The organism is Blastococcus sp. SYSU D00669, assembly GCF_054050715.1.
The window spans coordinates 1-13,329 of record NZ_JBJGZV010000033.1 but is presented as its reverse complement, the minus strand read 5'-3'; the positions used below and the strand labels follow the sequence as shown (position 1 = coordinate 13,329).

The 13,329-nt window shown below is 75.0% G+C and carries 14 protein-coding genes; 12 read left to right on the top strand and 2 right to left on the bottom strand.

Annotation, left to right across the window (positions count from 1 at the left end; all coding sequences use genetic code 11):
• Positions 1 to 12: 12 nt before the first annotated feature.
• On the top strand, positions 13 to 285 hold the full coding sequence (locus ACI8AF_RS20330; protein WP_456541564.1) for an alpha/beta hydrolase: 273 nt from the start codon (positions 13 to 15) through the stop codon (positions 283 to 285).
• A gap of 48 nt (positions 286 to 333) precedes the next feature.
• A complete protein-coding gene (locus ACI8AF_RS20325) occupies positions 334 to 1,170 on the top strand; it encodes a MerR family transcriptional regulator (RefSeq protein WP_456541563.1) in 837 nt (278 codons plus the stop codon).
• On the opposite strand, the gene ACI8AF_RS20320 is transcribed toward ACI8AF_RS20325, so the two are convergent.
• Both ACI8AF_RS20320 and ACI8AF_RS20315 read right to left on the bottom strand, forming a co-directional pair.
• Positions 1,115 to 1,975, bottom strand: coding sequence for an alpha/beta fold hydrolase (locus tag ACI8AF_RS20320; protein WP_456541562.1), 861 nt, complete (start codon positions 1,973 to 1,975; stop codon positions 1,115 to 1,117). The two genes, ACI8AF_RS20325 and ACI8AF_RS20320, sit on opposite strands and share 56 nt — an antisense overlap.
• A gap of 61 nt (positions 1,976 to 2,036) precedes the next feature.
• Positions 2,037 to 2,540, bottom strand: a complete 504-nt coding sequence (locus tag ACI8AF_RS20315; RefSeq protein ID WP_456541561.1) for a hypothetical protein — start codon at positions 2,538 to 2,540, stop codon at positions 2,037 to 2,039.
• Between the two features lie 67 nt (positions 2,541 to 2,607).
• Here ACI8AF_RS20315 and uvrC point away from each other — a divergent pair, with 67 nt between their 5' ends.
• The 10 genes from uvrC to ACI8AF_RS20265 all read left to right on the top strand — a co-directional run bounded on the left by uvrC (position 2,608) and on the right by ACI8AF_RS20265 (position 13,199).
• The gene (uvrC, locus tag ACI8AF_RS20310; protein ID WP_456541560.1) at positions 2,608 to 4,641 is read left to right on the top strand and encodes an excinuclease ABC subunit UvrC; all 2,034 of its coding nucleotides are present in this window, start codon (positions 2,608 to 2,610) and stop codon (positions 4,639 to 4,641) included.
• Positions 4,642 to 4,652: 11 nt separating this feature from the next.
• Positions 4,653 to 5,561 carry an RNase adapter RapZ gene (gene rapZ / locus ACI8AF_RS20305; protein WP_456541559.1) on the top strand — a complete coding sequence of 303 codons (909 nt, stop codon included), beginning with the start codon at positions 4,653 to 4,655 and terminating at the stop codon, positions 5,559 to 5,561.
• Positions 5,561 to 6,571 (top strand): gluconeogenesis factor YvcK family protein, encoded by a 1,011-nt coding sequence (locus tag ACI8AF_RS20300; protein WP_456541558.1) that lies wholly within the window; start codon positions 5,561 to 5,563, stop codon positions 6,569 to 6,571. Before rapZ ends, ACI8AF_RS20300 begins: the two co-directional genes overlap by 1 nt.
• Positions 6,572 to 6,643: 72 nt before the next feature.
• Positions 6,644 to 7,624, top strand: a complete 981-nt coding sequence (gene whiA, locus ACI8AF_RS20295) for a DNA-binding protein WhiA (RefSeq protein ID WP_456541557.1) — start codon at positions 6,644 to 6,646, stop codon at positions 7,622 to 7,624.
• Positions 7,625 to 7,734: 110 nt separating this feature from the next.
• The gene (gene gap, locus ACI8AF_RS20290; protein WP_456541556.1) at positions 7,735 to 8,739 is read left to right on the top strand and encodes a type I glyceraldehyde-3-phosphate dehydrogenase; all 1,005 of its coding nucleotides are present in this window, start codon (positions 7,735 to 7,737) and stop codon (positions 8,737 to 8,739) included.
• On the top strand, positions 8,739 to 9,932 hold the full coding sequence (locus tag ACI8AF_RS20285; protein WP_456541555.1) for a phosphoglycerate kinase: 1,194 nt from the start codon (positions 8,739 to 8,741) through the stop codon (positions 9,930 to 9,932). Before gap ends, ACI8AF_RS20285 begins: the two co-directional genes overlap by 1 nt.
• Positions 9,932 to 10,711, top strand: a complete 780-nt coding sequence (gene tpiA, locus ACI8AF_RS20280) for a triose-phosphate isomerase (protein ID WP_456541554.1) — start codon at positions 9,932 to 9,934, stop codon at positions 10,709 to 10,711. The genes ACI8AF_RS20285 and tpiA overlap by 1 nt, the downstream gene beginning before the upstream one ends.
• A 42-nt stretch (positions 10,712 to 10,753) precedes the next feature.
• The gene (locus tag ACI8AF_RS20275; RefSeq protein ID WP_456541553.1) at positions 10,754 to 12,493 is read left to right on the top strand and encodes an ABC transporter substrate-binding protein; all 1,740 of its coding nucleotides are present in this window, start codon (positions 10,754 to 10,756) and stop codon (positions 12,491 to 12,493) included.
• Between the two features lie 21 nt (positions 12,494 to 12,514).
• Positions 12,515 to 12,748: a preprotein translocase subunit SecG gene (gene secG / locus ACI8AF_RS20270; RefSeq protein ID WP_456541552.1), complete on the top strand. Its 234-nt coding sequence runs from the start codon at positions 12,515 to 12,517 to the stop codon at positions 12,746 to 12,748.
• Between the two features lie 109 nt (positions 12,749 to 12,857).
• Positions 12,858 to 13,199 carry an RNA polymerase-binding protein RbpA gene (locus tag ACI8AF_RS20265; RefSeq protein WP_456541551.1) on the top strand — a complete coding sequence of 114 codons (342 nt, stop codon included), beginning with the start codon at positions 12,858 to 12,860 and terminating at the stop codon, positions 13,197 to 13,199.
• Positions 13,200 to 13,329: the final 130 nt, after the last annotated feature.

The window sequence follows — 13,329 nt, the reverse complement described above, 5'->3', positions numbered from 1 at the left end:
AGGGAGGCGTGGATGGGGACGTCCGCGGACGTGGAGCTGCTGCACCCAGACGCCGTCGCCGACCTCCCCGACGGGCTGCCCGTCCTGCTCCTGTCGGGCCGGCGCGACCCGGTCGGCGGGGTCGACGGCAGCCAGGTCACCGCCCTGGCCGACGCGCTCCGCGCCCGCGGCCTCCCGGTGGAGCAGCGCCTCTACCCGGACGCCCGGCACGAGGTCTTCAACGAGACCAACCGCGACGAGGTGACCGCCGACCTGCTTACCTGGCTCGACCAGCGGCTGGGGTGAGCGCGGGAGCTGGACGTTCCCCCGCGGGAACGTCCTAGCGTCCGCCGTGTGGAGACGCCCAGGCTTACCGTCGGACAGCTCGCCGCGGCGGCCGGCACCACCACCAAGGCGCTGCGGCACTACGACCGCACCGGCCTCTTCCCGCCCGACGGCGTGGACGACGGCACCGGTTACCGCTGGTACGCCCCCGACCGGCTGCCGCTCGCCCGGTTGATCGCCCGGCTCCGGTCGGTCGGCGTCCCGCTCGACGCGGTGGCCGAGTGCCTCGCCACCGGCGGCGACCCGGACGTCGTCGACCGGGTCCTCGCCGCGCACCGGCGCCGGCTGGAGAGCCGGCTCGCCCGCGTCCAGGGCGACCTGCACCGCCTCGCCCACCTGGAGCAGGACGACGACCCGTCGCCGCCGGACCCCGCGCTCCCGGCCCCGCCGCCGGACGACCGGCCCCCGGCGGCGCCCGACGAGCGGCGGCTCGCCGCCGACCTGTTCAACGCCGTCTGGCGGCTCCTGGAGACCGAGGACCGCACCCCGGACCAGGACGACCGCATGCTGCACATGGCGCACGCCTCCCGCCACCACTGGGAGCAGGCCGGCACGGCGGTCCACCGGGCCCGCGGCGAGTGGCAGTGCTCCCGCGTCTACGCCGTCCTCGGCCGCGCCGAGCCGGCCGTGCACCACGCCCGCCGCTGCCTGGAGCTCTGCTCCGAGCACGCCCTCGGCGACTTCGACCTCGCCTTCGCCCACGAGGCGCTCGCCCGCGCCGCCGCCGTCGCCGGCGACGCCGAGGCGCGCGACCGCGCCCTCGCCGACGCCCGCGCGGCCGCGGAGGCGATCACCGACCCGGAGGACCGAGCGCTGCTGGAGAGCGATCTCGCGTCGATCCGGTGAGCCGGCCCTCGACCTCCTGCCAGAACGCGTCCACCCGGGCGTTCCACCGCTCGGGGACCTCCTGGAACGGCTGGTGCGCCTCGCCCTCCTGCACCTCGAGCACGGCGCCCGGGACGAGCCCGGCCACCACCCGGCCGAGCTCCGGACGGCCCACGAGGTCGACGCTGCCGGCCAGCACGAGGGTCGGTGCGCCGAGGTGGGGCAACCGGTCGGTGGTGTCGTGGTCGACCAACGCCTCGAGGTAGCGCCGCAGGTCCTCCGCCGACTGCTTGTGCGGAAAGGCGATCGCCGCGTCGACGAACCTCGCCACCGTGCCGTCACCGTGGGCGCGCGGGGTGTAGACGTCGAGGAAGAAGCTCTCGAGGAACTCCCGCTCGCCGGGCGCCGTGGCCGCGAGCCGGCCGACGGAGAGCAGCCAGGTGCGCAGGTAGGCGTCCGGCCGTGCCCAGGTGCCCTGCAGCACCAGGCTGCGCACCAGGTCCGGCCGCCGCAGCGCCAGCTCCTGCGCGGCGATGCTGCCGCCGGAGAAGCCGGCCACGTGCGCCGACCGGATCCCCAGACCGTCCAGCACGGCCGCCGCGTCGTCGGCCATCGCCGCCACCGTCGGTCGACCCGGCGGCATGGCGGTCCGCCCGGCTCCCCGGTTGTCGAACGCGGTCAGGCGGTAGCGGTCGGCCAGCCCGTCGAGCTGGAACTGCCACGACTCCACCGTGTCGCCGGCGCCGCCGATGAGCAGCACGTCGGGGCCACGCCCGACCTGCTCGGTCCAGACGTCGAGATCGCCGGCCCGCACGTGTGCTCCCATCGCCGCTCCCGAGGCGTCCCGCTCCCGCGCGGCCCAGGCTCGCCCTGGCGTCGCGCCGGTGTCAACGGCGGCGCCGGCCCTGCGGCCGGGTGGCGGCCCACTCGACGGTCAGGCGGTCGCCGGGCGCCCGCGCCGACCACTCCGACGCCGCGGTCCGCAGCGCCGCCGCGGCCCGGTCCAGCGCCGCCCGGTCGTACCCGGTCTGCGCCAGCTGCGCGGGCAGCAGCTCCTGGTCCCGCGCCAGCCGCGCCACGACGTCGGCCAGCCCCTCGGCGGCCGTGATCCGTGCCTCGCGCTCCTTCTTCAGCCGGGCCGAGCGCTCCGCGCCGTGCGGGGGCTGCCGCCCCGACACGTGCCGCATGCTGCCCCAGACGACGCCGTCGGCGACGCAGCCCCAGATCCCGTCGGGCACCCCCAGCTCCCGCTCGACCAGGGCGTGCACCAGGTCGTGCGGCAGCGCGGCACCGCCGCCGGCGCCGCGCATCAGGAAGGTCACGCCGTCGTCCCGCTCGACCAGCGTCTCGACCGGGCGCCGGTCGGCCATCCGCTCGAACGTGATCCGCACCCCGCCAGGATCGCGGCGGCGTCCACCGAATTACCGGCGTGTCACCCGACCGACCTAATGTGGACGCGTGCCCGACCCGTCCACGTACCGACCGGCGGTCGGCTCCATCCCCGAGTCGCCCGGGGTCTACAAGTTCCGCGACCCCAGCGGCCGGGTCATCTACGTCGGCAAGGCCAAGAGCCTGCGCCAGCGGCTGAACAGCTACTTCGCCGACGTCGCGGGGCTGCACCCGCGCACCCGGCAGATGGTGACGACGGCGGCGAGCGTCGAGTGGACCGTCGTCGGCACCGAGGTCGAGGCCCTCCAGCTCGAGTACAACTGGATTAAGGAGTTCGACCCGCGGTTCAACGTCCGCTACCGCGACGACAAGAGCTACCCCTCGCTGGCCGTGACGCTGAACGAGGAGTACCCGCGGCTGCAGGTCATGCGCGGTCCCAAGCGCAAGGGTGTCCGCTACTTCGGCCCGTACGCCCACGCCTGGGCCATCCGCGAGACCCTCGACACCCTCACCCGCGTCTTCCCGGCGCGCACCTGCTCCAACGGCGTCTTCAAGCGGGCCGGCCAGATCGGCCGCCCCTGCCTGCTGGGCTACATCGGCAAGTGCGCCGCGCCCTGCGTCGGCCGGGTCAGCGCCGACGAGCACCGGCAGATCGTCGACGACTTCGTCGACTTCATGGCCGGCCGCACCGACCTCATGGTCAAGCGCCTCGAGCGCGAGATGGCCGAGGCCGCCGAGGCGATGGAGTACGAGAAGGCGGCGCGGCTGCGCGACGACCTCGGCGCCCTCAAGCGGGCCATGGAGAAGCAGGCCGTCGTCCTCGGCGACGGCACGGACGCCGACGTCGTCGCCTTCGCCCAGGACGAGCTCGAGGCCGCCGTGCAGGTCTTCCACGTCCGCGGCGGCCGGGTCCGCGGCCAGCGCGGCTGGATCATCGACAAGGTCGAGGCCGTCACCACCGGCCAGCTGGTCGAGCAGTTCCTGCTGCAGGTCTACGGCGGCGTCGACGAGGAGACCGGCGAGTCGGGGACGGCGGGGGAGTCGGTGCCGCGCGAGGTGCTCGTCCCCGAGCTGCCCGACGACGCCGACGTCTACGAGGACCTGCTCGGCGAGCTGCGGGGCAGCCGGGTGAGCCTGCGCGTACCCCAGAGGGGGGACAAGCGGGCGCTGCTCGAGACCGTCGAGCGCAACGCCAAGGAGGCCTTCGCCCGGCACCGCGTCAAGCGGGCCAGCGACCTCACCGCCCGCAGCCTCGCCCTGTCCGAGCTGCAGGAGGCCCTCGACCTGCCCGACGCCCCGCTGCGCATCGAGTGCATCGACATCTCGCACGTGCAGCAGACCGACGTCGTCGCGAGCATGGTCGTCTTCGAGGACGGCCTGCCCAAGAAGTCCGACTACCGCCGGTTCTCCGTGCGGCAGGGCACCGACGACACCGCGGCCATGGCCGAGGTGGTCCGCCGCCGGTTCGCCCGCCACCTCAAGGAGGAGGAGGACCGCCGGGACGAGCAGGGCGTCGCGGCGGAGGAGGGCCGGCCGCGCCGGTTCGCCTACCCGCCGAACCTGCTCGTCGTCGACGGCGGCGCGCCCCAGGTGGCCGCGGCCAGCCGTTCCCTGGACGAGCTCGGGATCGTCGACATCGCCGTCTGCGGGCTGGCCAAGCGCATGGAGGAGGTCTGGCTGCCCGGCGAGCCCGACCCGGTGATCCTGCCGCGCACCTCCGAGGGGCTCTACCTGCTGCAGCGCGTCCGCGACGAGGCCCACCGCTTCGCGATCACCTACCACCGGCAGAAGCGCTCGACCTCGATGCTGGTCTCGCTGTTGGATGACGTGCCGGGACTCGGCGACACCCGGCGGAAGGCGCTGATGAAGAAGTTCGGGTCGCTCAAGCGGTTGCGGGCGGCGAGCCTCGAGGAGCTCATGACCGTTCCCGGCATCGGACGGCGGACGGCGGAGGCGGTGCAGGCCGCCATCGCCGAGCCGTCCGCCGAGCCGTCCGATCCCCGGGAGTCCACGCTGGCCCCCGAGGGGCCGGCCGAGCGCGGGGAACCGACGGCCGGCGCCGGCGACACCGCCGAGGTCGGCCGCGTGGGGGCCGCCCGGTGACGCTGGGAGAGGTGCCCCAGGACGAGGTGCGGCCGCCGCTGGACCCCGCGTCCACCGAGACCCCGCCGCTCGAGGTCGTCGTCGTCACCGGCCTCTCCGGCGCCGGCAAGAACACCGCCGGCCGGGTGCTCGAGGACCTCGGCTGGTACGTCGTCGACAACCTGCCGCCGGCGCTGCTGCTGCCGATGGTCGAGCTCGGGGCGCGCGGCGACCTCCGCCGGTTCGCCGCGGTCGTCGACGTGCGCAGCCGCGCCTTCTCCAGCGACCTGCAGGAGGCCATCCGGGTGCTCGCCGAGGCCGGCCACCGGCCGCGGGTGCTGTACGTCCACGCCCGCGACGAGGTGCTGGTCCGCCGCTACGAGTCCAACCGCCGCGAGCACCCGCTGCAGGGCAGCGGCCGGCTCAGCGACGGCATCGCGGCGGAGCGGGCGCTGCTCACCGGCATCGCCGGAGACGCCGACCTGTGGGTCGACACCAGCGACCTCAACGTGCACCAGCTGCGGGCCACCCTCGAGAACGCCTTCGCGCGCGACGGCCAGACGCCGCCGCTGACCGCGACCGTGCTCAGCTTCGGCTTCAAGTACGGCCTGCCGCTCGACGCCGACCTCGTCGTGGACGCCCGCTTCCTGCCCAACCCGCACTGGATCCCGGAGCTGCGGCCCAGGACGGGCCGGGACCCCGACGTCCGCGACTACGTGCTCGGCCAGGACGACGCCGGCGAGTTCCTCGACCGCTACACCGACGTGCTGCGCGTGCTCGTCCCCGGCTACCGCCGCGAGGGCAAGCGCTACCTGACGCTGGCCGTGGGCTGCACCGGGGGCAAGCACCGCAGCGTGGCGATCGCCGAGGAGTTCGCCCGCCGGCTCTCCGCCGAGGGCGTGGCGGCGGTGGCCCGCCACCGCGACCTCGGGCGCGAGTGATGACGGGCGGAGCGGGGGAGGTCCGCCGGTACCCGGGGCCGCTGCCACCGGTGCCGACGACGCCGCCCCCGCCGCGGGTGGTGGCCTTCGGCGGCGGCCACGGGCTGGCCGCCGCGCTGGCCGCGTGGCGGCGGCTCACCCGGCACCTGACCGCCGTGGTGACCGTCGCCGACGACGGCGGCTCCTCCGGCCGGATCCGCCGGGAGATGCCCTACCTGCCCCCGGGCGACCTCCGCATGGCGCTGGCGGCCCTCGCCGGGCAGGACGACCGCACGCAGTCGATGACCGCGCTGCTGCAGCACCGCTTCGGCGGCAGCGGCGTGCTGGCCGGGCACTCGGTGGGCAACCTGGTGCTCACCGGCCTCACCGAGCTCTACGGCGGCGACGCCGTGCGCGCGCTCGACGAGCTCGGTCAGCTGCTCGGCGCCCGCGGGCGGGTGCTGCCCATGGCGTCGGTCCCGCTCGACCTCGTCGCCCGAGTCGAGAGCGTCGACCCCGACGACCCCGCCCGGCACCGCACCATCCGCGGCCAGGTCGCCATCGCGGCCACCCCCGGCCGGGTGCGCGACATCCGCGTCATGCCGCCCGACCCGCCGGTGCCCGACGCCGTCCTCGACGCCATCGCCGCCGCCGACGTCGTCTCGCTCGGGCCCGGCTCCTGGTACACCTCGGTGCTGCCGCACCTGCTCGTGCCGCGGCTGCGCAAGGCGCTGGCGGTCTGCCACGCCCACGTCGTCGTCGTGCTCAACCTCGAGCCGCAGCCGGGGGAGACCGACGGCTTCAGCCCGGAGGAGCACCTGCGCGTGCTGCAGGCGCACCTCGGCGGAGTGGCGTTGCACACGGTGATCGCCGACGAGGAATCGGTTGTTGACCGGCATGGTCTGCTAACGGCGGTGCGCGCGTGCGGCGCCGAGCTCGTGCTGGCCCCGGTGGCCGAGCCCGACGGTGCACCACGGCACGATCCGGGGCGGCTGTCCGAAGCACTGGCCTCGGTGGTCGATGCGCGCTAGGAGTAAGGCTGCCCGATCGGGTACCGGAACCTCGGTGCCCGGCGGCGGTACGAGGGGGAAGGAACTCCGCAGATGGCGATGACCGCGATGGTCAAGGACGAGCTCTCGCGGGTGGAGTGCAGCAAGACCTCCGAGCGCAAGGCGGAGGTGACCGCGCTCCTGCGCTTCTCGGGCGGGTTGCACATCGTCGGCGGCCGGGTGGTCATCGAGGCCGAGCTGGACACCGGCTCGGTCGCCCGACGGCTGCGCCGCGACATCAGCGAGGTGTACGGGTACACCAGCGGCGTCAGCGTGCTCGCCGGCGGCAACATCCGCCGCGGCGTGCGCTACCTGGTGCGCATCGCCAAGCACGGCGAGGGCCTGGCCCGGCAGACCGGCCTGGTCGACCAGCGCGGCCGCCCCGTCCGGGGCCTGCCGCCGGCCGTCGTCTCGGGCAGCATCGGCGACGCCGAGGCGGCCTGGCGCGGCGCCTTCCTCGCCCACGGCTCGCTGACCGAGCCCGGCCGGTCGTCCTCGCTCGAGGTGACCTGCCCCGGCCCGGAGGCCGCCATGGCGCTCGTCGGCGCCGCCCGCCGGCTGGGCATCGCCGCCAAGGCCCGCGAGGTCCGCGGCGCCGACCGGGTCGTCGTCCGCGACGGCGACGCGATCAGCGCGCTGCTCACCCGCATGGGCGCCCACGACGCCGTCCTGGCCTGGGAGGAGCGGCGGATGCGCCGCGAGGTCCGGGCCACGGCCAACCGGCTGGCCAACTTCGACGACGCCAACCTGCGCCGGTCGGCCCGCGCCGCGGTCGCCGCCAGCGCCCGGGTCGAGCGGGCCCTGGAGATCCTCAACGGCGACGCGCCCGAGCACCTGCTCATGGCCGGCCGGCTGCGCCTCGAGCACGGCCAGGCCTCGCTGGAGGAGCTCGGCCAGCGCGCCGACCCGCCGATGACCAAGGACGCCGTCGCGGGCCGGATCCGCCGGCTGCTGGCGATGGCCGACAAGCGCGCCAAGGACCTCGGCATCCCCGACACGGAGTCCGCCGTGACCGAGGACATGCTCACCACGTGACCACCCGGGCCGCCTCCGGACGCGCCCGATAGGGTTTCCGCGGAGCGGAGCCGTGCGCTGCGCGCGGCCCCTGACGCGACCGCTTCCTACAGAGGCATGGAGGTCCCCTCGTGACGGTCCGGGTAGGCATCAACGGTTTCGGCCGCATCGGCCGCAACTTCTGGCGCGCCGCCGCCGCCAGCGGCAAGGACATCGAGATCGTGGCGGTGAACGACCTCACCAGCCCCGAGACCCTGGCCCACCTGCTCAAGTACGACAGCATCCTCGGCGTCCTCCCGGAGGACGTCGGCGCCGACGGCGAGGGCATCAAGGTCGGCGGCAGCACCATCAAGGTGCTCTCCGAGCGCGACCCGGCCGCCCTGCCGTGGGGCGACCTGGGCGTCGACGTCGTCGTCGAGTCCACCGGCTTCTTCACCAAGGCCGCCGACGCGCGCAAGCACGTCGACGCCGGCGGGGCCAAGAAGGTGATCATCTCGGCACCGGCCACCGGCGACGACCTGACCATCGTCATGGGCGTCAACCACGACAAGTACGACGGCTCGCAGACGATCATCAGCAACGCGTCCTGCACCACGAACTGCCTGGCCCCGCTGGCCAAGGTGCTGCAGGACGCCTTCGGCATCGAGCGCGGCCTGATGACGACGATCCACGCCTACACCGCCGACCAGAACCTGCAGGACGGCCCGCACAAGGACCTCCGCCGGGCCCGCGCCGCCGCGCTCAACATGGTCCCGACCTCCACCGGCGCCGCCAAGGCGATCGGCCTGGTCCTGCCCGAGCTCAACGGCAAGCTCGACGGCTACGCGGTCCGCGTCCCGGTGCCCACCGGCTCGGCCACCGACCTCACCGTCCAGCTGTCCCGCGAGGCCTCGGCCGACGAGATCGACGCCGCCTACCGCGAGGCCGCGGCCGGCCCGCTCGCCGGGTACCTCAAGTACACCGACGCGCCGATCGTCTCCTCGGACATCGTCACCGACCCGTCGTCGTGCATCTACGACGCCAAGCTGACCAAGGTCTTCGGCCCGATGGCCAAGGTGCTCGGCTGGTACGACAACGAGTGGGGCTACTCCAACCGCCTCGTCGACTCCGTCGAGCTGGTGGGCAACTCGCTCTGATGCGTTCCCTCGACGACCTCCTCGCCGAGGGCGTCTCGGGTCGGCGCGTGTTCCTGCGCGCCGACCTGAACGTCCCGCTGGACAAGAGCACCCGGGCGATCACCGACGACGGCCGGATCCGCGCCAGCCTGCCCACCCTGCAGGCGCTGCGCGACGCCGGCGCCCGGGTGGTCGTGGCCGCCCACCTCGGCCGGCCCAAGGGCGCGCCGGACCCGCAGTTCTCCCTGGCCCCGGTCGCGGCCCGGCTCGGCGAGCTCCTCGGGGCCGACGTGCCGCTGGCCGACGACGTCGCCGGCGAGGACGCGCAGCAGAGGGCCGCCGCCCTCGGCGACGGCGACGTCCTCCTGCTGGAGAACGTCCGGTTCGAGGCGGCCGAGACGTCGAAGGACGACGCCGAGCGCGGCGCGCTGGCCGACCGGCTGGCGGCGCTGGCCGACGTCTACGTCGACGACGCCTTCGGCGCCGTGCACCGCAAGCACGCCAGCGTCTACGACGTCGCCGAGCGGCTGCCCCGCTTCGCCGGCCGGCTGGTCGCCCGCGAGCTCGAGGTGCTGCGGACGCTCACCACCGAGCCCGACCGGCCGTACGTGGTGGTGCTCGGCGGCTCCAAGGTCAGCGACAAGCTGGCGGTCATCGAGGCGCTGCTGCCCAAGGTCGACCGGCTGCTCGTCGGCGGCGGCATGTGCTTCACGTTCCTCGAGGCGCAGGGCCACGAGGTCGGGAAGTCGCTGCTCGAGGAGGACCAGGTCGAGACCTGCCGCAAGCTCCTCTCCGACGCCGGCGAGCGGATCGTGCTGCCGGTCGACGTGGTCTGCGCCCCGGAGTTCAGCGCCGACGCCCCGACGACCACCGTGCCGGTGGAGGGCATCCCCGCCGACCAGCTCGGCCTGGACGTCGGCCCGCGGACGGTGGAGCTGTTCGCCGGCGAGCTGGCCGGCGCGCGGACCGTCTTCTGGAACGGCCCGATGGGCGTCTTCGAGCTGGCCCCGTTCGCGGCCGGCACCGAGGGCGTGGCCCGCGCGGTCGCCGCCGTCGACGGCCTCTCCGTGGTCGGCGGTGGCGACTCCGCCGCCGCGGTGCGCCAGCTCGGCCTCGACGAGTCAGCGTTCGGCCACATCAGCACCGGCGGCGGGGCCTCGCTGGAGTTCCTCGAGGGCCGGCAGCTGCCCGGCCTGACCGTGCTGGAGGGCTGATGGCGCGCCGCCCGCTCATCGCCGGCAACTGGAAGATGCACCTGAGCCACCTCGAGGCGATCGGGCTGGTGCAGAAGATCGTCTTCACGGTGCCCGAGAAGGTCCTGGACCGGACCGAGGCGGTCGTCCTGCCGCCGTTCACCGCGCTGCGCAGCGTGCAGACGCTCGTGGCCGGCGACAAGCTGCCGGTCGGGTACGGCGCGCAGGACCTCTCGGTGCACGACTCCGGCGCCTACACCGGCGAGGTCAGCGGCGCGATGCTCGCGGCGCTGGCCTGCCGGTACGTCGTGGTCGGGCACTCCGAGCGGCGCGCGCTGCACGGGGAGGGCGACGCGCTCGTCGGGCGGAAGGTGCAGGCGGCGCTGAAGCACGGCCTGACCCCGATCCTGTGCGTGGGGGAGGGCCTGGAGGTCCGCCGGGAGGGCGGCCACGTCGTCCACTGCACCGGCCAGCTCGACGCAGCCCTGGCGGGGCTGTCGGCCGAGCAGGTGCGGGAGGTCGTGATCGCCTACGAGCCGGTGTGGGCGATCGGCACCGGTGAGGTGGCCACGCCGGAGGATGCGCAGGAGGTCTGCGGGGCGTTGCGGGCGCGGCTCGCCGAGCGGTTCGGCCCGGAGACGGCGGAGGTCGTCCGTATCCTCTACGGGGGGTCGGTCAAGGCCGGGAACACGGCCGGGATCCTGGCCGGACCGGACGTCGACGGAGCCCTCGTCGGCGGCGCCAGCCTGGACGCCGACGAGTTCGCATCGATCTGTCGGATCGCGGCCGACGGCAGCTGACCGCCGCCGGCTGCCCCGGCGCAGGGGGAGTGGCAGCAGGTCGTGAGGGGCATCCTCGGTCGCGCGCTCGGCGGCCTGGTGGCGCTGGCGCTGGCGGCCGGCTGCAGCGCCGGGGCGGGCACGGTCGACGTCCCGGTGCAGGGCGGCGGCCCCGACGCCGGCGTCGAGGGCGTCCGCGCCCCGTCCGACGAGACCGGCGGCACGCTGCGGGTCGTCGCGGCGCAGATCGACAGCCTCGACCCGCAGCGCAGCTACCTGCCGGGCGTGTGGAACCTGATGCGGCTCTACGTCCGCACGCTGGTCACCTACTCGCCCGAGCCCGGCGCCACCGGCCGGCTCGTGCCCGACCTGGCCACCGACACCGGCCAGAGCCCCGACGGCGGCTCCACCTGGATCTTCACCCTCAAGGAGGGCGTGGCGTTCGAGGGAGCCCGGCCGATCACCTCGAAGGACGTCAAGTACGGCATCGAGCGGTCGTTCGCCTCCGAGGTCGTCGTCGGCGGCCCGACCTACGTCGTCGACCTGCTCGACGACCCGGCCAACCCCTACGCCGGGCCGTACCAGGACGAGACGCCGGACAAGCTCGGCCTGGCCGCGATCGAGACCCCCGACGACAGGACGGTGGTCTTCCGCCTGCGCACGCCGATGCCGGACTTCCCGTACGTCCTGGCGCTGCCGTCGAGCAGCCCCGTGCCGATCGAGCGGGACACCGGCGGCGGCTACGGCGCCGACCCCGTGTCGTCCGGCCCCTACGCGATCGAGACGGTCGACGAGCAGACCGGCATCCGGCTGGTCCGCAACCCCGACTGGGACCCGGCCACCGACGAGGTCCGCACGGCGCTGCCCGACGAGGTCGTCGTCCGCACGAACCTGACCGGCCTGGAGCGCGACCAGGCGATCCTCGCCGGCTCGGCCGACGTGGACATCGCCGGCGCCGGCGTGCAGCGGGCCACCACGGCCCGGGTGGCGGAGGAGACCGACACCGAGCCGCCGCTGACCGACCGGGTGGACGACGTCACCACCGGCGCCACGCGGCTGCTCGCCCTGCCCACCGACGTGGCGCCGTTCGACAACCCCGAGTGCCGCCGCGCGGTGGCGAGCGCGGTCGACCGGCGCGACCTGCAGGAGGTGCTCGGCGGCGCGGGCAGCGCGGTCCGCAGCTCGGTGCTGTGGCCGCGCGGGCTGCCCGGCGGTCCCGAGGACGCGGACCCGGGGGCCGACCCGGAGGCGGCCCGCGCGGCGCTCGAGGCGTGCGGGCGGCCCGACGGGTTCGCCACCGTCCTCGCCGTCGCGGACGCGCCGAGCAGCGTGGACCTGGCCGACGCGATCGCCGGCCAGCTGGGCGAGGTCGGCATCGAGGTCGAGGTCCGGCCGCTGGACCCGACGACCTTCTACGCCACCGACGTCGGCAAGCCGGAGAACGTCACCGCCAACGGCTACGGGATCGTCCTCGCCACCTGGACCGCCGACTTCCCCACGCCGGGGTCGTTCCTGGTGCCGCTGGTCGACGGGCGCAGCGTGCGCAGCGTCGGCAACACGAACTACGCGCGGCTGAACGACCCGGCCGTCAACGGGCTGGTCGACACGGCCCGGGTGCCGGCGGCCGACGCCGCCGCGGCGAGCGCCGCGTGGGCGGAGGTGGCCACCGCGGCCGCGGGGACGGCGGCCTACGTGCCGCTGGCCGAGACGCGGATCCAGCTCATCGCCGGGCAGCGGTTGCGCAACGGGCTGGTGATGCAGGCGTACAGCGGCTACGACCTCGCCACCGCCGGCGTGCGCTGAGCGTCCGTTACCCTCGGTGCCATGGTCGAGCTGATCCTCAACGTGCTGCTGGTGCTCACCAGCATCCTGCTCGTGGTGCTGATCCTCCTGCACCGCGGCCGGGGCGGGGGTCTGTCCTCGATGTTCGGCGGCGCGGTGTCCTCGTCGCTGGCCGGTTCCTCGGTGGTGGAGAAGAACCTCAACCGGCTCACCGTGTTCACCGGACTGGTCTGGGCGGTGTGCATCGTCGCGCTGGGGATCCTGGTCAAGGTCTGAGTTCGCGGGTTCGTCCGCGAAATGTGACCTGGGATTCGCGCTCCGCTGCCCTAGACTGCGCCAGCGGCCCTCGTCGGTCGCGCCGATCGCAGATCAGGGGAGCGCGCTCGTGGCTGGTGGCAACGCGATCCGGGGCACCCGGGTCGGAGCAGGTCCGATGGGTGAGGCCGAGCGCGGGGAGGCCGCTCCGCGGCGCCGCATCGCGTTCTGGTGCGCCAAGGGTCACGAGACCCGCGTCGCGTTCGCGAGCGAGGCCGAGGTCCCCGAGCACTGGGACTGCCCCCGCTGCGGCCTCCCGGCCGGTCAGGACCGCGAGGACCCGCCGCCCGCGCCGCGCACCGAGCCCTACAAGACCCACCTCGCCTACGTGCGCGAGCGGCGCAGCGACGCCGACGGCAACGCCCTGCTCGAGGAGGCGCTCAGCCGCCTGCAGGCCCGCCGCGGCGGCTGAGCCGCCCGGCCCGGGGGGGGGGGGGGGGGGGGGGGGGGGGGGGGGGGGGGGCGGGGGGGGGGGGGGGGGGCGGGGGTCTGTGGGGAGGGCGGGCGAGGGCGGGGGGGGGGGGGGGGGGGGGGGGGGGGGG